At 66.8% G+C, this 19722-nt stretch carries 22 protein-coding genes; all 22 read left to right on the forward strand.

Annotated features, from left to right (window positions below; genetic code table 11):
- Positions 1-2: 2 nt before the first annotated feature.
- The 22 genes from AC1Q6E_RS25250 (at position 3) to AC1Q6E_RS25355 (ending at position 19706) form a co-directional block, all read left to right on the forward strand.
- A complete protein-coding gene (locus AC1Q6E_RS25250; protein ID WP_152799523.1) occupies positions 3-1379 on the forward strand; it encodes a FliI/YscN family ATPase in 1377 nt (458 codons plus the stop codon).
- The gene (locus tag AC1Q6E_RS25255) at positions 1376-1882 is read left to right on the forward strand and encodes a hypothetical protein (protein ID WP_492573768.1); all 507 of its coding nucleotides are present in this window, start codon (positions 1376-1378) and stop codon (positions 1880-1882) included. Before AC1Q6E_RS25250 ends, AC1Q6E_RS25255 begins: the two co-directional genes overlap by 4 nt.
- A 3-nt stretch (positions 1883-1885) precedes the next feature.
- Entirely contained in the window at positions 1886-2524 is a 639-nt protein-coding gene (locus tag AC1Q6E_RS25260; RefSeq protein WP_152799527.1) for a hypothetical protein, read from the forward strand.
- A gap of 98 nt (positions 2525-2622) precedes the next feature.
- Entirely contained in the window at positions 2623-3762 is a 1140-nt protein-coding gene (locus tag AC1Q6E_RS25265; protein WP_152799529.1) for a FliM/FliN family flagellar motor switch protein, read from the forward strand.
- Positions 3756-4418 (forward strand): type III secretion system export apparatus subunit SctR, encoded by a 663-nt coding sequence (gene sctR / locus AC1Q6E_RS25270; RefSeq protein ID WP_152799531.1) that lies wholly within the window; start codon positions 3756-3758, stop codon positions 4416-4418. Before AC1Q6E_RS25265 ends, sctR begins: the two co-directional genes overlap by 7 nt.
- A 23-nt stretch (positions 4419-4441) precedes the next feature.
- Positions 4442-4705 (forward strand): type III secretion system export apparatus subunit SctS, encoded by a 264-nt coding sequence (gene sctS, locus AC1Q6E_RS25275; RefSeq protein WP_152799533.1) that lies wholly within the window; start codon positions 4442-4444, stop codon positions 4703-4705.
- Positions 4706-4712: 7 nt separating this feature from the next.
- Entirely contained in the window at positions 4713-5501 is a 789-nt protein-coding gene (gene sctT, locus AC1Q6E_RS25280) for a type III secretion system export apparatus subunit SctT (RefSeq protein ID WP_492573769.1), read from the forward strand.
- Positions 5502-5528: 27 nt separating this feature from the next.
- Positions 5529-6626: a type III secretion system export apparatus subunit SctU gene (gene sctU, locus AC1Q6E_RS25285; RefSeq protein ID WP_152799537.1), complete on the forward strand. Its 1098-nt coding sequence runs from the start codon at positions 5529-5531 to the stop codon at positions 6624-6626.
- Positions 6627-6653: 27 nt separating this feature from the next.
- Positions 6654-7124 (forward strand): hypothetical protein, encoded by a 471-nt coding sequence (locus AC1Q6E_RS25290; RefSeq protein WP_492573770.1) that lies wholly within the window; start codon positions 6654-6656, stop codon positions 7122-7124.
- Positions 7125-7196: 72 nt separating this feature from the next.
- Positions 7197-7598: an EscI/YscI/HrpB family type III secretion system inner rod protein gene (locus tag AC1Q6E_RS25295; RefSeq protein ID WP_152799540.1), complete on the forward strand. Its 402-nt coding sequence runs from the start codon at positions 7197-7199 to the stop codon at positions 7596-7598.
- A gap of 58 nt (positions 7599-7656) precedes the next feature.
- Positions 7657-8475: a type III secretion system inner membrane ring lipoprotein SctJ gene (sctJ, locus tag AC1Q6E_RS25300; protein ID WP_492573771.1), complete on the forward strand. Its 819-nt coding sequence runs from the start codon at positions 7657-7659 to the stop codon at positions 8473-8475.
- The gene (locus AC1Q6E_RS25305; protein WP_152799544.1) at positions 8472-9080 is read left to right on the forward strand and encodes a hypothetical protein; all 609 of its coding nucleotides are present in this window, start codon (positions 8472-8474) and stop codon (positions 9078-9080) included. The genes sctJ and AC1Q6E_RS25305 overlap by 4 nt, the downstream gene beginning before the upstream one ends.
- Positions 9081-9701 carry a FliH/SctL family protein gene (locus AC1Q6E_RS25310; protein WP_492573772.1) on the forward strand — a complete coding sequence of 207 codons (621 nt, stop codon included), beginning with the start codon at positions 9081-9083 and terminating at the stop codon, positions 9699-9701.
- A gap of 83 nt (positions 9702-9784) precedes the next feature.
- Entirely contained in the window at positions 9785-10018 is a 234-nt protein-coding gene (locus AC1Q6E_RS25315) for a hypothetical protein (protein WP_152799548.1), read from the forward strand.
- A gap of 2 nt (positions 10019-10020) precedes the next feature.
- Positions 10021-10431, forward strand: coding sequence for a hypothetical protein (locus AC1Q6E_RS25320; protein ID WP_492573773.1), 411 nt, complete (start codon positions 10021-10023; stop codon positions 10429-10431).
- Positions 10428-12395, forward strand: a complete 1968-nt coding sequence (sctC, locus tag AC1Q6E_RS25325) for a type III secretion system outer membrane ring subunit SctC (protein ID WP_492573774.1) — start codon at positions 10428-10430, stop codon at positions 12393-12395. Before AC1Q6E_RS25320 ends, sctC begins: the two co-directional genes overlap by 4 nt.
- A 539-nt stretch (positions 12396-12934) precedes the next feature.
- Entirely contained in the window at positions 12935-13492 is a 558-nt protein-coding gene (locus AC1Q6E_RS25330) for a toxin co-regulated pilus biosynthesis Q family protein (RefSeq protein WP_492573775.1), read from the forward strand.
- On the forward strand, positions 13492-15276 hold the full coding sequence (gene pilN, locus AC1Q6E_RS25335) for a PilN family type IVB pilus formation outer membrane protein (protein ID WP_492573776.1): 1785 nt from the start codon (positions 13492-13494) through the stop codon (positions 15274-15276). Before AC1Q6E_RS25330 ends, pilN begins: the two co-directional genes overlap by 1 nt.
- 13 nt (positions 15277-15289) lie before the next feature.
- Complete coding sequence (gene pilO2 / locus AC1Q6E_RS25340) at positions 15290-16549, forward strand: type 4b pilus protein PilO2 (RefSeq protein WP_492573777.1); 1260 nt, start codon at positions 15290-15292, stop codon at positions 16547-16549.
- Entirely contained in the window at positions 16539-17030 is a 492-nt protein-coding gene (pilP, locus tag AC1Q6E_RS25345) for a type IV pilus biogenesis protein PilP (RefSeq protein WP_152792856.1), read from the forward strand. The genes pilO2 and pilP overlap by 11 nt, the downstream gene beginning before the upstream one ends.
- Positions 17027-18643 carry a GspE/PulE family protein gene (locus AC1Q6E_RS25350; RefSeq protein WP_152792855.1) on the forward strand — a complete coding sequence of 539 codons (1617 nt, stop codon included), beginning with the start codon at positions 17027-17029 and terminating at the stop codon, positions 18641-18643. Before pilP ends, AC1Q6E_RS25350 begins: the two co-directional genes overlap by 4 nt.
- Positions 18633-19706, forward strand: a complete 1074-nt coding sequence (locus tag AC1Q6E_RS25355) for a type II secretion system F family protein (protein WP_152792854.1) — start codon at positions 18633-18635, stop codon at positions 19704-19706. Before AC1Q6E_RS25350 ends, AC1Q6E_RS25355 begins: the two co-directional genes overlap by 11 nt.
- Positions 19707-19722 lie beyond the last annotated feature (16 nt).

Consider the following 19722-nt stretch of genomic DNA (forward strand, 5'->3'; position numbering starts at 1 on the left):
CGATGCCTGCCACGGACTTCGGGCAATCGCTGGAACAGCGCCTGGGGCAAGCGCGTGTTCGCCTGGAGAATGCCGCGGCCGGACTGCCGCCGCGTCCCGGTTTTACGAGCGAGGGTCGGGTGGCACAGGTGCTGGGCACGCTGGTCGAGGCCCATATGCCGCCGGTGCGCATAGGCGAACTGTGCACGCTGCGTAATCCCGACGACCCGGGCAGGGACATGCTGGCCGAAGTGGTGGGCTTTACCGATAAGGCCGCCATCCTGTCGGCCTTGAGTCCGCTGGAGGGTGTTTCGACCCGCACGGCCATCGAGCCGCTTCGGCGTGCCCATTCCATCGAGGTGGGCGACCACCTGTTCGGTTGTGTGCTGGATGGTTTCGGACGCGGGATGTTCCGGGCGCCGGCGGCGCGCGGGAATGCCGCTACCTGGCGCGGGATGTCTCCGGTCATGCGCGATGCCCCGGTGGCCACCGACCGTCCGCGCATCGCCACGCCGCTGGCCACTGGTGTGCGCGCCATCGACGGCCTGCTGACGATGGGCGTGGGCCAGCGCATCGGGGTGTTCGCCGGGCCCGGCTGCGGCAAGACCACGCTGATGGCTGCCATCGCGCGCGGATGCGAGGCCGACGCCATCGTGTTCGGCCTGATCGGCGAACGTGGACGCGAGCTCAACGAGTTCCTCCAGCACGAGCTGGACGATGAACTGATCCGCAAGACCGTGGTGGTATGCGCCACATCCGACCGCACATCGATGGAGCGTTCGCGCGCGGCTTTTACCGCCACTGCCATCGCCGAAGCTTTCCGCGACCGCGGCAAGCGGGTGCTGCTGCTGATCGATTCGCTGACCCGGTTCGCCCGCGCTCAGCGCGAGATCGGCCTGGCTGCCGGCGAGCCACCGGCGCGCGGCGGTTTTACCCCCTCGGTCTACACCATGCTGCCGCGCCTGATCGAGCGCGCCGGCGGCACCCCGGAGGGATCGATTACCGCCATGTACACCGTGCTGGTGGATGGCGAGTCGACCTCTGACCCCATCGGCGACGAAGCCAAGTCGCTGCTGGACGGACACATCCTGTTGACGCGCAAGCTGGCCGAGCAAGGTCACTATCCGGCCATCGACGTGCTGGCCAGCATCAGCCGGGTCATGAGCAACGTGACCACGCGCGAGCACCGCCAGGCGGCGTCGCATTTTCGCGAGTTGATGGCGCGCTACCAGGAAATGGAGTTGTTGATACGCCTGGGCGAATACAAATCGGGCGCCGATCCGGTCGCCGACCGCGCCATGCAACTGCGCCCCGAGCAGTTGGCCTTCCTGCGCCAGGATACGACCACGGGATCTGCCTATGACGAAACCATCGACAAGTTGATGGGGATGCAGGGATGACCGCGCGTGCGGATGCCGGCCTGGGGCGGCGCGGTGCGCGGCGCGAGGTCGCGGATCTACCCGAACCCCGCGCGCCCGACCGCCGGCTGGACCAGTTGCTGCATGTGCGCAAGCAGCGCCTGGGGCGGCTGGAGCGCGAGCGCAACGAGGCGCGCCAGGCGTGGCGAGAACAGCGGCACGGCCAGCGCGCGCTCAAGCAGCGTTGGCGTGATGCCCGTGAGCAGGCGCAGGCGCAATGGATGGCGGCACGCGCGGCATTCTCCGGGATGAGCATCACCAGCGGCGAGTTCCGCAAGGCCAGGGCGGTCTACGAGCGGATGAAGAAAGAAGCCAGTCAGCTGCGTGTCGATTGCCAGCAGGCGCTGCAGGCCTGCCGTGCCGCCGGTACCGATTTTTTCGAGGCCAGGCGGCGGGTGATGCAGGCCGATCGCCAGCAGGAAAAACTCGGCGTGCTGCGCGATGAACTGCGCGCGGCCGAGGCCGCCCGCAACGTCGAAGCTTGACCCATGGACTGGGCCCGGATCGTCCCGCTGTCATCGGACCCACCAGTCCGGCACGATGCACCGCTTATCCGCCGGGGCACCGCCGCATTGTCGCGCAAGCTGCAGGAACAGCAGACTGCACGCACCGAGGCCGCGCGCAACGAGGCGGAGCACCGTCAACACCAGGTTGTGCAACACGCGCAGGCTCGCCAGGCCCGTCAGTTGCAAGGGGGGCTGCTGTCCAGGCAACAGGTCGAACGCGATGCGCGCCAGCCGGCGGTGATGGCCGTCGAGCAAGCGTCCTCCGAATCGGAGCCGGCGACGTCGGTGGCTTTTGGCCGGGGCGAGGGCGGTGGCGCTGGCGGACATGACGGCAGTCCCGAGGGCGCGGTTTTCGCGAAGAACGATGCTGCCGACGGCGGCCTCGATCGCGAGATGCTGCTGGGGTGGCTGGCGGAGGGAGAGGAAAACGGTATTTTCGAGCTGCTGCTGCCCGGTGGCGACCGCCTGGCGGTGGCGGCCGATATCGGCGCCCGCCAGGCCTGCTTTCTGCTTACACCTTCCAGCGATCGGCTGCGAGCCTTGCTCAATCGTCAGCGCGTGGAACTGGAGGAGGGGCTGGCGCAACGTATGGACAGACACGTCAGGTTGGCGGTGCTGTAGAGAGAAGGGGGAGGCCGGCGGCGTATCGCAGCGATGTGATACGGCCTGGCCGAAGGGCCGCCGCCTGGAACGTGAAACCAGCCACCGATCATGCACCCATGTCCGAATCTTCCCTTGGAGCTGCGCCCGCGGGCGCCACCCCGTGCCGCTTGCTGCGGCACGCGCCGGCAGTGAGCCGGGCCGGTGCCGCATTGAGCCGTTCAATAGGGCGCGGCGTGCGCCTGGCGCTGCCCGATCCCGCTGTCGAATGCCTGCTGCTGCCCGCTGCTGGCGCCGTTCGTCCATGCGAGGAGGGGCGGTGGCTGCGGCTGGAGACCGCCGCCGGGCCGCTTTGGCTGGAAGACGGCGCCCGCATGCTGGCCGCATTGAGCGGTCTGGACGGCGTTGACGAAGGCAGCGCCCAGGCCTGGCCGCCGTGGCTGGCCGCCGCGGTGGCCGGTCGCCTGCAGGGTACGCCGCTGGCCACGCTGATTGCCGTGCGGCCGGTTCCCGCTCCGGACGAGGCCGAGGGCGTCCCGCAGCTGTTGCGCCTGCGCGACGGCGGCCACGCGCTGTGCGGGACAGCGGTGGCCGCGCCGCAGGTATGGCTGGCGATGCTGGCCGAGGCCGACGGGCGAACCCAGGCGCTGAGCATGCCCTTGCGGGATTGGTTGCCGCTGGTCCTGGGCTGGCCGGTGCCGCTGGCCGAACATCGCTTGCCGGTCGATCTCGTGCGCGAGCTTGCGGCCGGCGACCTGATTCTGCCCTCCACACCGTATTTCGATACCGCCGGCCGCGGAAGGCTGACGCTGGCCGGAAGCCGCTGGCGGGTGCGCCATGCCGGGCCGGGGCATTTGCACATACTGAACGAGGAGAGTGATGTGATGGGCGATTCGATGGATGACGAAATGCTGGACACCGGCCTGGGCGGGCCGATGGAAGCGGACGGCCCGATGGATCCGGACGGCCCGGCCGCACGAACCGACACCGAAGAGGACGGCAAGGACGGCGTCGATGGCGATTCACTTCCGCGGGTGCCGGGAAGCCTGGAGCTGCCCCTGCGTTTCGAGCTGGGCCGCCTGCATGTGAGCCTGGACCGCCTGCGGTCCCTGGGCCCGGGGGTCGTGCTGGAACTGCGCGGTGGTTCTCCCCATGAGATCGCCATCGTCTGCGGCGGCGGGCAAGTGGGCCGTGGCGAAGCGGTGGACGTGGAGGGGCGGCTGGGCGTGCGCATCACCCATTGGGGCCTGGCATGCTGAGCGGCCAGTTCGACGTCATTTCGTTTTCGGTCCTGCTGGCAATGATGGCATTGGTGCCGCTGATGGTGGTGACCACGACCTCGTTCCTGAAGATCGCGCTGGTGCTGCTGGTACTACGCAACGCCGTGGGGGTGCAGCAGGTGCCGCCCACCATGGCGATCTACGGCATCGCGTTGGCGCTGTCGATCTTTGTCATGGCGCCCACGGTGCAGGAAGTCGGCAAACGTGCGCTGGCCGTCGACAGCAGCCATCCGGCGGCCGCGCGCACGACCCCGCTGCTGCAGCGGGCACAGGACGCCTTCGAGCCGATGCGGGCGTTCATGCTCAAGGTCAGCAAACCCGATCAGCGCGAGATGTTTCTGGCCTCGGCCAAGAAGCTGTGGCCCAAGGAGGCGTCCAAGGACGCCCAGGCGAGCGATGCGTTGATCCTGATCCCGGCTTTCGTGGTGTCCGAACTGCAGACCGGATACGAGATCGGCTTTCTGATCTACATCCCATTCGTGGTGATCGATCTGTTGATCTCCAACCTGCTCATGGCGCTGGGCATGCAGCAGGTCAGTCCCCAGACCATCACCATTCCGCTCAAGCTGTTGTTGTTCACGCTGGTGGACGGATGGGCCAAGCTGCTCAACGCCCTGGCGATGTCCTATCTGTAACGCGGCTCGCAAAGGAAACGGCCATGGCCAATACCATCAATTTTTTCCAGCAGGGCCTGTGGATGGCGGTGATGATGTCCGCCCCGCCGCTCCTGATCGCGACCTTGCTCGGCCTGTGCGTGTCGCTGGTCCAGGCGGTGACGCAGATCCAGGACCAGACGCTGCCTTATGTGGTCAAGCTGGCAGCCGTGGCCGTCACGCTGACCGCCATGGGGCGCTGGATCGGCGTGGAGATGATCCGCCTGGCCGAACTGGCTTTCATCATGGTGCCGGACGTCGGTCGCTGAGTCGGTCATGCACGCTTCGCTGCTGCTCGACATCCAGGCGGTACTGGTCACCATGGCGCTGGTGACGCCGCGTGTGCTGGTCTGCCTGGTGATCCTGCCAGGCTTCGGCCTGAACGTGCTGACCGGCATGGCCAGGAACGCGGCCGCCATGGCCATCGCGCTGCCCGCCGCGCTGCCGACCTTTCAATTCGTACAGCGCAGCGCGCCGGACTTCCTGACGTCGGGCGTGCTGGTATTCAAGGAGGCCATGATCGGGCTGATGTTCGGCCTGATGATGGCGATTCCGTTGTGGGTGGTGCAGTCGGTCGGTTCGATTTTCGACAGCCAGCGTTCACCCATCCAGATCCAGGCCAACAACGCCAGCGTCGACCGGGACGCCAGCGCCACCGGCGCGCTGCTCGTGCAGGCCATGGTCCTGGTGATGGTGCAGGCCGGAATGTTCTCGGCCATGGCGCGCATCCTGATCGAAAGCTATGCGGCATGGCCGGCCCATGCCTTGACGCCGCCGTTCGAGCCTGGCCATTTCGACGTCGTCGTCAAGCGTTTCGGCCAATTGTTCTGGTACATCGTGGTGTACGGCGCGCCGGTGCTGATTCCGCTGGTGCTGATCGAGTTCTGCTTCGCAATCGTCGGCGTGTTCGCGCCCAATCTGCAGGTGTCGTTCGCCTCGTCGCCGGTCAAGAGCCTGGTGGGACTGCTGATCTTGCTGCTGTACTGGTCGACCTTTTCGCACTACGTGGCGGGCGACTTCGCGCGCCTGCTGGATTTGGCCGCCAGTTTGATGGAGACCCGCTAGTCCGCGGGCTGGCCAGGAGGAACCCGCATGAGCGAGGAAAAGAACGAAGAACCGACCGACAAGAAAATCGAGGACGCCAAGAAAAAAGGCCAGATCGCCGTCAGTCGCGATCTCGCCCGGCTGGCCATGTTGTTGGTGGTGGCGGAAATCGCCTTTGCCACCGAAGGACTGTGGCGCGGCGCCATCTTCGGGCTGATGGATGCCGGCGTCGGCGCCGTCGGCCAGGATTTCTCCACGGCCATGCAGAACCAGTTGATGGCGGCGTTGACCTTGCTGGCGGTGGTGTTCTTCGTCGTCTTTATCATCTGCCCGGTGGTGGCCGTGGCCGCCCACTGGGGCCAGTTCGGTGCGCTGGTCGCCACCGAGGCACTGGAACCCAAGTTCGACAAACTGAACCCGGTCAACGGCTTCAAGCAGATCATCTCGAAGAAGAAATTGGTAGAGCTGTTGATCACGGTAGGCAAGGCAACCTTGATCGGACTTTTGTCCTACAGCCTGATTCGTGGCCATCTGGCCAGTATCGTCTCGCTGGCCGGAGGCGAGCCCAAGGATGTCTACGAGGCCTTCGTCGCGCTGCTGCGCGCGATTTTCCATGTCTTCGTCGTCGTGTGCCTGGTGCTGGGGATCATCGACTTTGCCGTCCAGAAGTACTTCCACAAGAAGGAACTGATGATGGACATGGAAGAGATCAAGCGGGAGCACAAGGAATCCGAAGGCGACCCGCTGATCAAAGGCCAGCGCAAGCGTCTGGCGCGCCAGTGGGCCAACGAGACGCCGGCGGCCAGGACCGAGGATGCGAATGCCGTGGTGGTCAACCCCACGCACTTCGCGGTGGCGATGTTCTACGACACCGACGAGGCCATGGTGCCGGTCGTGCTGGCCAAGGGCAAGGACGAGGTGGCCCAGGCCATGATCCGGCGCGCGCACGAACGCGGCATTCCGGTCATCCGCCACGTCTGGCTGGCGCGCACGCTATATGCGACCTGCCGCGAAGATACCGCGATTCCGCGCTCGAGCTACCAGGCGGTGGCCCAGGTGTATGCCGTCGTGCATGAGCTGGTCGCCAGGGGAGAGGTGCAGCGCGAGGTGGAACTGGAGGCCTTTGGCGAGCAACCGAAAGAATAGATGCCAGATCCCGGAAGCGAACCGACAATGAAAAGTCCACTGCTGGAAGATAGGCGCCCGCGACCCGAGCATGGGCCTCCGGCCGAAGCCAGGGCGGGCAAGCGGGCCCGCCATGAGACCGAATCCCGCTTGCATCCGGGCGGACGCAACAAGCTGGCATTCGACAGCGCGGACGAACCCGAGGCGTTGCTGGGCGGTGCGCTTGGCGCGAGCGCGTCGCGGAGCGTGGATTTTCTGTTGGAAGAGGGCGATGTGTCGAGCCGCCGTATCGTGGGCAGTGGCGACCGCGCCCATCATCTGGCGCTGGCGCCCGGCGCAGCGCGGAGCGAAACGGTGCCGCCGGTGCACGGCCGCGAACCGCTGGTGCTGCCGCTGCGTCCTCAGTCACGCGCGGAGTGCCGGCGCCGCTGCGGCAGGGGAGGCTTCTGCGATCCTGCGTCCGATCTGGGCTGTGGTGGCGAATATTGCGGTAATGCTGTCATGCGCGAGTCGCTGTAGCGCGGCGGGAACCGAAGCGGCTCGCACATCCACCCACACATTATCCAGTCAGACCAAGATGGAGCCGGAACCATGCAGGCAGCCATACAGGCAGGCGCTTCCGCGGGCGCGCCGTCCGCGATCTCTCCGCGTGGCGCGGGCGTGCACGTGGACATCCAGCCCAATCACGCCGATATCGAGCAGTTCAAGGCCATGTTCGAGCAGCATCTGAAACGGGACGCCATGCGCATGAAGCCCAATACCGATTCCCTGGGCAGCGCGCTGGCTCAGCGTACGACGAATCTTGCCTCGCAGGTCAAGCAGGACCAGTTGTACGTATCCAAGCTGCTGGAGCAGGCTTCCCGAACCGGGGATTCCCTGCAACTGATGAAAGCCATGATGGCCCTGAACGACTATCAACTGCGCGTGCAGACTATTTCCAAGACGGTTTCCAAGGCCTCCTCGTCGGTCGATTCCCTGACCAAGTTGCAGTAAGGCGGAGCGCCACATGCCCATCCCATCGAGCTTGCCTCGCTCCGGAAATCTGTTGCGCGTGGCTTGCGTTTTCCTCTTGCTGATGCTGCTTGCCGCCTGTTCCAAGATGGTGACGCTGCAGGCCGGATTGACCGATATGGATGCCAACGAGATCGTCCTGGCACTCAATCGCAAGGGCATCCAGGTCGACAAACAAAAGAGCAAGGAAGGCGTCACCCTGCTGGTCAAGGACAGCGAGCTGTCGCGCGCCACCGAGACCATGAACGCGGCCGGTTTGCCGCGCCGCAGCCTGTCCAACCTGGGCGAGGTGTTCAAGAAGCAGGGCATGATCTCATCGCCCATGGAGGAGCGCGTGCGCTATCTCCACGGCCTGTCGGCGGAGTTGGAGTCGACCATGCTGCAGTTCGACAAGGTCGTGGTCGCGCGCGTGCATGTCGTGCTGCCCGAGCGTATCGCTCCGGGAGAACCGGTTCAGCCGTCTTCGGCCGCGGTATTCATCAAGTATCGCCCGCCGCTGGACGAGGATGTCATCGTGCCGCGTGTGCGCAGACTCGTGGCATCCAGCATTCCCGGTCTGTCGAGCGATGACGGGCGCAGCAAGGTGTCGGTGGTGATGACACCGGGCGAGCCGCCCGTTCAGGGCATCGAATGGACGACGCTGGGGCCGTTTCGGGTGGCCGCCGATTCGGCGGCCGGTTTGGTGCTGTCGATGACGCTGCCGTTCCTGGTGGCGCTGGCCGCGTGCGGCTACATCGCCTTTCAGGCCGCCCTGCGCAATCCGCGCGCGGCGCAGGTGCTGATGAAGCTGGCGATGCGTCGCGCCGCGAAGGATCAGGCCAAGAACGAGGACGCCGCGCCGGCGCGCCAGGGGACATGACACAAGCCCCGCCGTTGTCCGAAAGCTTCGCCCAGTGGTGGTTCGCGCCCTGGACGTACGGCGGCCCGGCCTTGCCCGCGGGCTGTGCCAGCGTACTGGCCTACCGGGACGTGTACCGCCACTGGTGTGCCGAGACGGGCATCCGGGCGCAACTGCCGCCCGAGGCAGATCTGCGCTGGCAGGATGCCGCGTGCAGCAATGGCGCTCGCCTGTTGCAGGCGGCCGAACTGTATGGCGGCCTGCTCGCGGCCCGTCGCCAACGGTTGGCGGAGTTGGCCGCACTGGCACCCGCGCGGCGCCGCTGGTGTCTGAGCGTGGCCTTGACCCAGCCGTTGGCGGATTGGTCGGGCGAATTGCCCGACGCGTTGCGCAATGCGCGCGGACGCGGCCTGGCGGAGCTGGCGCTGAGGCTGGAGCGTGTCTTCCCCGGGATGTGGTCGCGCCTGAGGCTGCTGCTGCCTCGGGACCTGGATACGCCGTTGGCGCGGATCCTGGCCGAGCATGATCCGGCGACCGAGGGGCCCGTGCACGAGCGCGATCGACGCTGCTGGCTGCTGTGCATGGCGCGGGACAACCAGGATCAGCCGGTGCAACCAGAGGTGTAAATGGACTCATTCTGTGTCGAGCGCATGTCGATCTCGCCACGCCTGCGTGCGCGGCATGGCCTGCTGCGGTCGCAGGCGTTGGCCGTCTGCGACGATGCCGAACGTGCCGCCGGTCTGGTGGCGCATTCGGCGCAGGAAGCGGCCGATGCCTTGCTTGAGAAGGCTCGCTCGGATGCCGCGGCCATCGCGCTGGACGAGGGGCAGCGCGTGGTGGAGCAGGCGGCGCTGCTGCTGGATGGCCTGAGTGCCGCGCAAGAGCGGTTGCTGGACGGCGTCGAGAGGCTGGCGCTGGAACTGGCCGGCCGGGCTTTCGAGCGGCTGGTGGCTGATATGGCGCCCGCCGAACGGATTGCGGCGGCTGTGCGGCGTGTGCGTGAAGAGGCACCCGTCAAGTTGCATGAGGCGATTGCCTGGGTGCATCCGGATGACGAGGCCATGCTGGAAAACCCGCCGTGGGAAATCCGCTGCGATGCCCGGCTCGAGCGGGGATCCTGTCGCCTGGAGGCATCCAGCGGCGAATGGCGCGCCAGCTTCGAATTGGCCGCCGCGGCGCTGAGGCAGGCCCTGGCAGCGCGGGCCGCGGCTTTTGCGCCGGGTGCCGCCGGGATTGATGAAAGTTGAGACATTCATAGGCGGTCGCGCCGAACCCTGGACCGCTTCGCGCCACACATGATGACTCGTTCAATCAGACAGGAGCACTCGCCATGTCCGGCAACAACAATCCCGTCATCCAGAGCATCCGTCATATGACCCAGCGTTTCGACGATCTGGGACAACGTTTTGACGACTTCAGCCGGCGCCAGGCCGACGGCGAACACCCCGACCCTGCGGAGTTCATCGAGCTGCTCAAGAAGAAGTCGGTGACCCACAGCGCGCTCAGCGCTCAGTTCGGTCTGCTGCAGAAGCCGTTGAAAACCGTGCTGAACGAGACTCGATAGCCATGGCCGCGGAAGAGCTGGAGCGTTGGTTGCTCGGCCTGCCGCTGGATGAGCTGTGCGACATCGACGGGGAGCGCGTCTATCTCCGGCTGGGCAGCGACGGAGCCGAGCTCGGTCTGCTGCTCATTTCGCACCCGTCCGAGGCGCAGATCGGCGAGGCCATGCGCACCGGTTTCCAGGGGGCGCTGCAATTCGAAGCCGGATTGGCGCTGGCGCCTGACGGCGGCGGGCTGGTGCTGAATCGTTGGCTGGACGGCGTCGAGGCGTGGGGCGACGTGGCCGAGGCGCTGGAGGAAATCCTCAATCATGCGGCCCTGTGCCGCGCGGCCATGGCGGGGTCCGGAAACCGCAACGAGGTCATGCGACGAGCGGAGTCGCATGTCAGGCGGATGCTGAACAGGGGGCGGTCATGAAATGGTGGGAAGAAATCAAGTCGTGGGGCATGGGCCTGTTGCTGGCCGTTCTGTTGTTGTGGGGCACCACGTTGCAGGCAGCCGTGCCCGCTGCCTGGAAAAGCGGCGGCTTTTCCATGAATGCCAACGGCATGACGGTGCGCAGCGTGCTGGAGGAGTTCAGCCGTACTTACGGCGTACGGCTGCAACTGACCGCCAGGGGAGACCGTCTGGTCCAGGGGCGCCTGAAGGCCGACAACGGCGTCGATTTCCTGAATCGGTTGGCCGGCCCTCATAAATTCCGCTGGTTCGTCTATAACGATACCTTGCATGTGGTGCCTGCCGACGACAACACCTCGGCGCGCATGCAGGTGGGCGAAAACGCGGTGCAGGATGCCAAGGCGGCACTGGTCGGCCTGGGCCTGTATGACGAACGGTTCGGTTGGGGCGAGTTGCCCGACGAAGGGGTTGTGATCGTCAGCGGCCCGCGTGCCTACGTCGATCTGGCGCGCGATATCCTCATGCCGGCCGGCAGGCCGGAACGGTTGCGCGGACGGCACGTGATGGTGTTTCGCCTGAAGTACGCTTCGGCCATGGACCGGACCATCAATTCGCGGGGCAAGGTCGAAACCATTCCCGGTATTCGCACCATTCTTTCCAACCTGATGCTGGGTTCGTACAGCGCGGAAAAGTTGACCGGACCGGATCGTTTTGACGCCGGCAGCAGGACGCGCGCGCGCACGGGCAAGAATGGGCCAGGGGAGGCGCGCGAGATCGCCCAGGGCGGCGGCTTCGTGCCGCTGTTCGCTGCTCCCGACGCCGGCGCGCGCAACGCCATCATGTCCTCGGGCAGCAGCGGTGACGACGGAGAGCAAAGCGAGAAGGAGCGCTCCAGGGAAAGCCGCAAGGAGCCGCCGCGTATCGAAGCCGATCCCGCCTTGAACGCCATCATGATCTACGACGATGTCGCCAAGCGGGGCATGTACGAGTCGTTGATCGCCCAGCTGGACGTCAAGCCGCGGCAGATCGAGATCGAGGCGGTAATCGTGGATATCGATCGCAGCAAGCTGGCCGAGATGGGGGTGGAGTGGGGCGTGCGGACCGGCTCGGTCACGACCCGGGTCAACGGCACCACCGCTGATTCCAACGGTACCGATCTGCCGCTGCCGGGCGCCACGCTGCTGATCAGCGACGCCGCCCGCTTCTATGCCCGGCTGAAGGCGATGGATTCGAACGGCGAGGCGCGGGTCCTGGCCACGCCCACCGTGCTGACGCTGGACAATGTCGCGGCGGTGCTGGATTTGAGCCAGAGCGCCTACGTATCTCTGGTGGGCGAGCGTGTGGCCGATCTGTCGGATATCACCGCCGGCACCATGCTGCGCGTCATTCCCCGCATCATCGAGGACGGCGGCAATACCCGGGTCCGGCTGGAGGTGGATATTGAAGACGGTTCGCTGGACAATTCCTCCGGCTTGGCGGCGAACCGCGGCGGCAGTGGCGGCGTCGGCACGAGCACGGCTGCCAACGTGACGCGCTCCACGATCAATACCCAGGCCATCATCGACGCCCAGCAAACGCTGATGATCGGCGGCTACCGGGCCGAGTCGCTGGTCCGCCACAGGCAGAAGGTGCCGCTGCTGGGAGACCTCCCGGTGGTGGGGGGGCTGTTCCGGAGCGAGTCGCGCTCCAACAGCACGCGCGAGCGCCTGTTCCTGATCACGCCCCGCATTACGGATTTCGACGGCACGCGGATGGCGCTGAATGCGTCCGCGGCTGCCAGGGAGCCGGCTGGCATGCCCGATATTCCGGTACCCCCGGCAGGAACGGGCCCCCGGGCCTTGCCGCCTTCGGCGGTGGCCGCTACCTCGGCCTCGGCGGGCATGCCGCCGGCGCCGCTGCCATTGCCGGGAGGGAGCGCCGCGCCGATGAGCGGGGCGTCGCCGCACAAAGCCAAGCTTCGCTGTGCGAGACCATCAGGGGCCTAGCCGGGAGCGCTTGAGTCGTCCAGGAGCGGGAGCACCAAGGTGCTCCCGTTTTCACAGGGGCCAGGGATTTTTTCCATCGCGCATGGAACCGCCACGATGCCCGTTTTCACTCATGATCAACTGGCTCCGCAGGCCGATCCTGGCGATCGGCGCCGCGATGGCCGGGCGCATGGAAGTGGTCATATTTGTTGAGAATTCTCCCCGCCGGCATTCGTTACCATTTGGCACATCGCCTGCTGCAACGGCAGGTGATGCGACGGGGAAGAAATAGGGGTGGTTTGCAGTATCCAAGCGGCATCAGCAGTTCGGGCAACAGCACATTTTTGAGATGCAGGTGAAACCCTGACGAGGACGGATCTCGTCCGGTTTCACGCCATGTGCCTCCGTTCGCATCGGAGCGCGCAGGGGACGCTGTTTGCTTTTTTCAACGATGTTCATGGGAAGCACTCATGTATTGCTCATATCTCAGGGATGAACGCCGTGGCACGCGGAGTCGGACTCTGGCCTGCGTTCTTGTGCTCTCTCTCGGCTATGGCTGGATGCAAGCGGCCGCCGACGTGCTGCCGGCAACCGTGCCTGCAGGCGCGAACCTGGCCCCCGTCGATCTGCACTCCCATCTGCGTCTGCTTCAGACGGCGGCCGGCGGGCTTGGCGCGGAGGAGGACTGCGATCCGCTGCCTTCAGCCGCTTCCGCTCCGGGAGGCGAGTTGTTGCTGGCCAGAGCCGATACCGACCTGGCAGGCGCGCGTAGTGTCCGCGCCGCGCCGCGGGCCGGTAGCGTCGCGCTGGTCGAGGCCGCGCCGCAGGCCGCCGTGGCCGTGCCTGTCGCGTTGCCGGCCGGCCGCGACTGGGAAATCAATATCGCCGACAAAACTCTCAACAACACGCTGGCGCGCTGGGCCGCCTCGACCGGCTGGCAGTTGCTGTGGGAGCTGCCCGTCGACTACGCGGTGGAGGCGCATACCCGCCTGCACGGCACCTTCGAGGAAGCCGTCGCCGTCGTGGCGCGCAGCATGGAGGCGGCCGAGATTCCGATGAAGGCGGTTTTCTACCAGGGCAACAAGGTCCTGCGCATCATGGCCAAGGGGAGCGAGTGATGATGAACGGTTCCACCCGACTGCTGTCGCTGTTGCCGCTGGGCGCGCTGATCGCGGGATGCAGCGGACTGTCCGAACGGATCGAAAGCCTGGTCGACCAGGAGTCCTCCAAGGCCAGCCAGCTGACGCGCGACGTGGGCAGCACCGCGCCCGGCGCCGTCTTGCCGGCCAAGCCGCTGGTGGTGCATGAAAGCGGGATCTGGCTGGGCAAGACCGCGATCAAGCGAGGGCAGGCTACGCTGCCGCAGATTTTCCATGAGCCCACCACGTTCGACCGCACCATCGGTTCATTGACCGAGCTGGCCGAACGCATCACGCTGCGCTCGGGCGTGCCGAGCAAGGTGTCGCCCGATGCGCTGGAGGTATCGTCGGCGGCGTTCCGCACCCGTTCCCCGGCGGGCCAGCCGGGGCGCGCCGCCCAGGGCGCCGCCATGCTGCCGCTGCCGGCGGGCCTGCCTGGCGACACGCCGGCTGGCGGGGCGCAGCCCGGCCGCGGTCCGGCTGCGGGTGCGGCCACCAGCCCGGTCCAGCCGGCTTTCGGCGACATGGCCAGCGGCGTGCGTATCGCCTACAACGGGGGCTCGCTCAAGGGCTTGCTGGACACCGTGTCGGCGCGTTTCGGCGTGTCGTGGAAGTACGCCGAAGGCGTCATCCAGTTCTTTCACACCGAAGCCCGCAGTTTCCAGATCAGCGCCATCCCCGGCGACTCGAGCTTCTCCGCCAGCGTGACCAGCGGCGCCACCAGCACCGGGGGCGCCGCCAGCAGCGGGGGCGGTGGCAGCGGCGGGGGCGGCGGGGGCGGCGGTGGCGGGGCGGGCCGCACCGGCGTGAACGTCAGCAATACGCAGAACACCGCCGTGGCATCCAGGCTGTCGGTCTACACCAGCATCGAGGAAGCGATCAAGGTCATGCTGTCGCCCTACGGCAAGGTGTTGGCGTCGCCGGCCACGGGCTCCATCACGGTGGTCGATACGCCCGATTCGCTGGACCGCATCGCGACCTACATCGACCGCGAGAACAAGTCGCTGTCGCGCCAGATCGCCATCAATGTGACCGTGCTGTCGGTCACGCTCAGGGATTCCGATCAATACGGCATCAACTGGAATGCCGTCTACCAGAGCCTGAACCGCAGGTTCGGCATTTCCAATGTATATGAAGGCGCCACCAGTACCGGCCTGATCTCGCTGACCGCCGGGATCCCCCTCACCAGTACGTCCAGGATGGCCGGCAGCCAGGCGGTGATCCAGGCCTTGTCCGAGCAGGGCAAGGTGCGCCGGCAGACCACCGCGTCGGTCGTCACGCTGAACAACCAGCCGGTGCCGGTGCAGGTGGCGCGCCAGACCAGCTACCTGCAATCGCTGCAGAGCTCGCTGGTGGCGCAGGTCGGCACCACGACCTCGCTGACGCCCGGGGTGGTGACGTCCGGTTTCAACATGAGCATCCTGCCGCACGTGCTGGCCAACGGCACGGTCATGCTGCAGTTTTCCACGGATATCTCGACCCTGCGGCGCATCCGCACCATCGTCGGCACCACCAGTGCCACCGGCGGGGTGACCTCGCAGATCGAGTCGCCCGAACTGGATACCCGCAATTTCCTGCAACGCGTGGCGATGAAGTCGAACGAGACGCTGATCATCAGCGGCTTCGAGCAGACCGACGACCACCTGGACCGCGCGGGCCTGGGCGATGCGAGGAATCCAGCCCTGGGCGGCGGCCTGTCGGCCGCCTCCAGCAAGGAAGTGATCGTGGTCCTGATCACGCCCGTGGCCATGTCCGCCTCCTGAAGGCCAAGCCGACATGACCCTCCACATCACCAACCTGGACAAGCACCGATACGTCTGCGGCCTGTTCTGGCAGTCGCTGTCCAAGCCGCGCGAACTCGAGCGGGAAGCCATCGACCTCGGGCGCAAGATCGATGCCGACCTGATGGTGGTCCGCATGGATCACACCACCGCCCAGGCGGGTTTCGCGCAGACCCGGGACGGCGCCAGGCGCGGCATGTATTCGCTGGCGGCGGTGGTCTCCCGGACCATGGCCAGCGAGGGCGCCTTCTACGATGGCGAACAGCAGCCCGTGCATAACTGGCTGGGCGCGTTCCGCTTGCCGGACGGCCAGTGGGTGTACTTCGCGGTGCGCGATGCCAACTTCCTGCCCAATGGCGATTTCGCCGGCAGCAAGGAGGAAGTGCTGGAGCGCCTGCAGAGCGACTACGCCCTGGGCGGCTGGAACGTGGTGGTCGGCGACGAGGAGTTGCGGGCCTTCGGATTCCACAACTTCCAGGTGCGGGAGGTCCGCAGCTTCATTCCCCAGCGGGCGGACGGCAGCCTGCGGGTCCAGCGCCGGGCCGCCCTGCGGCGGGTCGGCGGACGCCTGTCCCGGATGCACCTGGTCGCGGCCGGCGTGGCGGCCCTGGCGGTGGCCGGCGGCTATGCCTGGATGCTCTATCAGCGCGATGTGGCCGAACGCGAACGTGAGCTCGCCATGCAGCAGGTGCGCGAGCGCATCCTGCGCGAGGCGCCCCCCGTGGCCAGGCCCTGGGACAAGCGTCCCGTGCCGCCGGCCCTGGTGCGCGCCTGCATGCAGGAGTTCCGCCATCCGACCGCGGGCGGCTGGCAACTGGAGTCCTATACCTGCACGCAGCAGCAACAGGCCTATGCCTGGCGGCGCGGCGACTCCTCCGTCGCCATGCTGCGCGAGCGGGTGCCCGAGGTCGAGGTGGATCCATCCGGCGAGCGCGCGAGCTACGTGCGCCCGCTGCAACTGCCGCCCGGACCCGCCGAGGACCTGCTGGATCGCCGCCGCGCCCTGGAACCGGTGTTGTCGCACATGCAGATGATGGGCGTGCCCATCCAGGTCACGGTCGCGCCGCAGCCCATCGCGCAGGGAAGCCAGCAGCAGCCGCCGCCGAGCTGGCGCGGCTATCGGTTCACGCTGCAGAACGCCGGCGTCGAACCTTGGGAAATCGCGCGAATACTCGACCGGCCCGGCGTGAGGGTCGACCGGGTGGTCTATCAAGGGTCCCATTGGACCATGGAGGGAATGATCTATGCGGAGTAAATACCTTAGCGCGCTGCTGATGCTGGCGGCCTGGGCCGCGCAGCCGGCGCGGGCCGAGAGTACCTCGGACAGCCTGACCCGCCTCGAGGCCGAGACCATGGTCCTGAAGGCGCGCGAACGGCTGCTGGAGGTGCAGGCCAGCATCCTCGGCAAGCAGAACGAGATCGCCGCCAGGCAGAGCATCATGGCGACGCTGAACCAGGCCGAGGTGATCGGCGATCCGGTGGTGCGGGCCATCGAGGGGGTGGGCGGACGCCTGTACGCCACGCTCCAGATGAGCGATGGCAGCATCGCCGACGTCCAGCAGGGCGACACGTTGCCGGGCGGCATGAAGGTCCTGTCGATCGCCCCGCGCGAAGTCATGGTCCAGTCGGGCGGCAGGAAAATCCGCCTGGCCGCGTATGCGCCGGGCCAGGCGGGCTTGAATCCCGCCGCCGTCATGTCCGGGCCGGGCGTGGCGCGGCCGGGGGCGGGAAGATGAAACTGGGCCTCGTCAGGCGGCGCGAACAGGCGCAGGCGTTGCCGGCCGCCGGCGTGGCCGGCGATGTGCCGGGTTTCGGCGGCGCCGAGATCCTGAGCCATGCCGGCGTGCTGGAAGCCGGCGAGGAAGAGCGCAAGCTGTTGTGCCTGCTGGCCGATGGCCGGCTGCTGGTGGCCGCCGGACAGGAGCTCAATCCGCACGTGCTGTCCTACGCCGGGCGCCTGGGGCGGCTGGGCCGGCACTTCGAGCTGGTGCCCAGCAGCATGGACGTGATCCGCCGCCTGAACCGGCTGGGCGGCGTTTCGTCCGAGGCCCGGCACCAGGAACACACCATGATGCAGGTCGTCGCCAAGGACCTGCTCAACAAGGCCTGCCGCTCGCGCGCGTCGGATATCCACCTGCGTGTGCGCAAGAACGCCACCGAAATCTATTTCCGCATCCACAACGACCTGGTGCCGGTGGGCGGACAGACGCGCGAGTACGGCGAACGGCTGCTGGCGACCCTGTATGGCGCGATGACCTCGGTGTCTGACAGTTCCTACAAACCCACCGAGCGGCAGGACGCGGCCATCGCCGACCGCGACAAGCTGCCGCCGGCGCTGTATGGCGTGCGCATCGCCACCGTACCCACCAGCGACGGTTCGCTGATGGTGCTGCGTCTTCTCTATAACGATGCGGGCGACAACATCGACCTGCGTCCGCTGGGCTTTGGCGAGGCGCACGCCGCCGCGCTGCAGAAACTCAAGGAACAGCCGGTGGGCATGAACATCATCAGCGGGCCCACGGGTTCGGGAAAATCGACCACGCTGCAACGCATTCTTTCCGGCGAAATCCTCGAAGCCGAAGGGCGGCTGCACGTGCTGACGGTCGAAGACCCCGTGGAGTACCCGATCGAAGGCGCGGTGCAGACCGCGGTGACCAATGCCGGAAACGAGGAAGAGCGTTCGCGGGCTTTCGCCGCCGCCATTTCCAACGCCATGCGGCTGGATCCGGACACCCTCATGATCGGCGAGGTGCGCGACCGCGCCTCCGCCCAGAACGCCCTGCGCGGCGCGATGACCGGCCACCAGGTGTGGACCACGGTGCACGCCAATGGCGCGCTGGCCATCGTCGACCGCCTGCTCGACCTCGGGCTGCCCGTCAGCCTGGTGGCCGACCACACGGTGGTGACCGGCCTGATCAGCCAGCGCCTGGTCAAGAAGCTCTGCCCCAGCTGCAAGCGGCCGCTGGCGCGGCATCCGGACGCCATTCCCGCGGCCATGCTGGCGCGGGTCCGGCAGGCGGTGTCGTCCACGCTGGAAGGCGTGTGCGTGACGGGCGCGGGCTGCGACGCCTGCACGGGACACGGCACCGTGGGCCGCACCGTCGTGGCCGAGATCATCATCCCCGACGACCGCTTTTTCCGGCTGGTGCGCCAGGGCGAAAAAACCGAGGCGCTGGCCTACTGGATGGGCGAACTGGGGGGGCAGACCATGCTGGAACACGCCATCGGAAAAGTCGCCGCCGGCGAACTGGATCCGCGCATGGCCGAGAAGGTGGTCGGCCACCTGGTCCTGGAGCGCGGCCGCGCCCAGCCATTCCTGAGCGTCGTGGAGGGTGCCCATGCGACTTGATATCAACCGGTTGTGGGCCAGGACCCAGTTCACCGATACGGCGCGGCTGCGCCTGTATCGCAAGATGTCCACGATGCTGGCCAACGGCCTGCCCTTGCTGCGGGTGCTGGAGGAATTGCGCTACCGCGAATCGCGCGAGGGCAAGCGGCCCCGGGAACCGTTGGCGGTCATCCTGGACGACTGCCGGCGGGGCGTGCAGAACGGCCGCCTGTTCTCGGAAACGCTGGAAGGCTGGGTGCCCAGGTCCGAGCAGATGATATTGATGGCCGGCGAGCAGTCCGGCCAGCTGGAGCAGACGCTGCTCGCGGTCGTGACCGTGGTGCAGGCGCGCAAGAAGATCCAGGCGGTCATCGTGGGCGGCATGGCGTATCCGCTGGCCATCCTGGGGCTGGTGCTGGTCTACGTGTACCTGTTCGGCACCAAGGTGATCCCGCAGTTCGCGATGATGATGGATCCGGCCACCTGGAAAGGCGCGGCGCGGTCGTTGTACCTGATGTCGATATGGGTCCAGAACTGGATGGGCTACACGCTGGCGGCGCTGGTCCTGCTGCTGGTGCTGCTGTTCGTCTCCATGCCGCGCTGGCGCGGCACGCTGCGGGTCTGGGCCGACAACCTCCCGCCGTATTCGATCTACCGGCTGATGGTGGGCAGCGGTTTCCTGATGGCCTTCTCGGCCTTGCAGGGCGCCGGCGTGACGGTGGAGAAAGCCTTGATGCGCCTGTCCCACACGGCGCAGCCGTGGCTGCGGGAGCGCCTGGACGGCGCGCTCCTGGGCGTGCGCTCGGGATTGAACTGCGGCGAGGCTTTGCGCAACACAGGATATGGATTCCCGTCGCGGGAGGTCATCGACGACCTCTGCGTGTACGCGGAATACAAGGGATTCGCCCAGGCTGTGAAGCTGATGGCGGATGAGTGGGTGGAGCGGGGGGTGGAGGTCGTCTCTCTTCGTATGAAGACGCTCAACGGCTTTGCCATCGTGACCATGGCTGTGGTCATCGGCTGGCTGGTGGTCGGCTTCTTCGGCATCCAGCAGGAAATCGCGGCGCTTGCCCGCGCACGTTAATCGTTCAACTTTGACT

This window comes from Pigmentiphaga sp. MLSB6-MA01, from assembly GCF_058793475.1.

Bases quoted from the DNA above. Each gene is read 5' to 3' on its own strand.
- sctT (WP_492573769.1), top strand. From the start codon at position 4,713: ATGCACGCTTCGCTGCTGCTCGACATCCAGGCGGTACTGGTCACCATG.
- AC1Q6E_RS25330 (WP_492573775.1), top strand. From the start codon at position 12,935: ATGCAAGCGGCCGCCGACGTGCTGCCGGCAACCGTGCCTGCAGGCGCG.
- AC1Q6E_RS25250 (WP_152799523.1), top strand. From the start codon at position 3: ATGCCTGCCACGGACTTCGGGCAATCGCTGGAACAGCGCCTGGGGCAA.
- sctR (WP_152799531.1), top strand. From the start codon at position 3,756: ATGCTGAGCGGCCAGTTCGACGTCATTTCGTTTTCGGTCCTGCTGGCA.
- sctS (WP_152799533.1), top strand. From the start codon at position 4,442: ATGGCCAATACCATCAATTTTTTCCAGCAGGGCCTGTGGATGGCGGTG.
- AC1Q6E_RS25265 (WP_152799529.1), top strand. From the start codon at position 2,623: ATGTCCGAATCTTCCCTTGGAGCTGCGCCCGCGGGCGCCACCCCGTGC.
- AC1Q6E_RS25260 (WP_152799527.1), top strand. From the start codon at position 1,886: ATGGACTGGGCCCGGATCGTCCCGCTGTCATCGGACCCACCAGTCCGG.
- AC1Q6E_RS25255 (WP_492573768.1), top strand. From the start codon at position 1,376: ATGACCGCGCGTGCGGATGCCGGCCTGGGGCGGCGCGGTGCGCGGCGC.
- AC1Q6E_RS25355 (WP_152792854.1), top strand. From the start codon at position 18,633: ATGCGACTTGATATCAACCGGTTGTGGGCCAGGACCCAGTTCACCGAT.
- pilN (WP_492573776.1), top strand. From the start codon at position 13,492: ATGATGAACGGTTCCACCCGACTGCTGTCGCTGTTGCCGCTGGGCGCG.
- AC1Q6E_RS25315 (WP_152799548.1), top strand. From the start codon at position 9,785: ATGTCCGGCAACAACAATCCCGTCATCCAGAGCATCCGTCATATGACC.
- sctC (WP_492573774.1), top strand. From the start codon at position 10,428: ATGAAATGGTGGGAAGAAATCAAGTCGTGGGGCATGGGCCTGTTGCTG.
- AC1Q6E_RS25320 (WP_492573773.1), top strand. From the start codon at position 10,021: ATGGCCGCGGAAGAGCTGGAGCGTTGGTTGCTCGGCCTGCCGCTGGAT.
- AC1Q6E_RS25350 (WP_152792855.1), top strand. From the start codon at position 17,027: ATGAAACTGGGCCTCGTCAGGCGGCGCGAACAGGCGCAGGCGTTGCCG.
- pilP (WP_152792856.1), top strand. From the start codon at position 16,539: ATGCGGAGTAAATACCTTAGCGCGCTGCTGATGCTGGCGGCCTGGGCC.
- AC1Q6E_RS25295 (WP_152799540.1), top strand. From the start codon at position 7,197: ATGCAGGCAGCCATACAGGCAGGCGCTTCCGCGGGCGCGCCGTCCGCG.
- AC1Q6E_RS25310 (WP_492573772.1), top strand. From the start codon at position 9,081: ATGGACTCATTCTGTGTCGAGCGCATGTCGATCTCGCCACGCCTGCGT.
- pilO2 (WP_492573777.1), top strand. From the start codon at position 15,290: ATGACCCTCCACATCACCAACCTGGACAAGCACCGATACGTCTGCGGC.
- AC1Q6E_RS25290 (WP_492573770.1), top strand. From the start codon at position 6,654: ATGAAAAGTCCACTGCTGGAAGATAGGCGCCCGCGACCCGAGCATGGG.
- sctU (WP_152799537.1), top strand. From the start codon at position 5,529: ATGAGCGAGGAAAAGAACGAAGAACCGACCGACAAGAAAATCGAGGAC.
- AC1Q6E_RS25305 (WP_152799544.1), top strand. From the start codon at position 8,472: ATGACACAAGCCCCGCCGTTGTCCGAAAGCTTCGCCCAGTGGTGGTTC.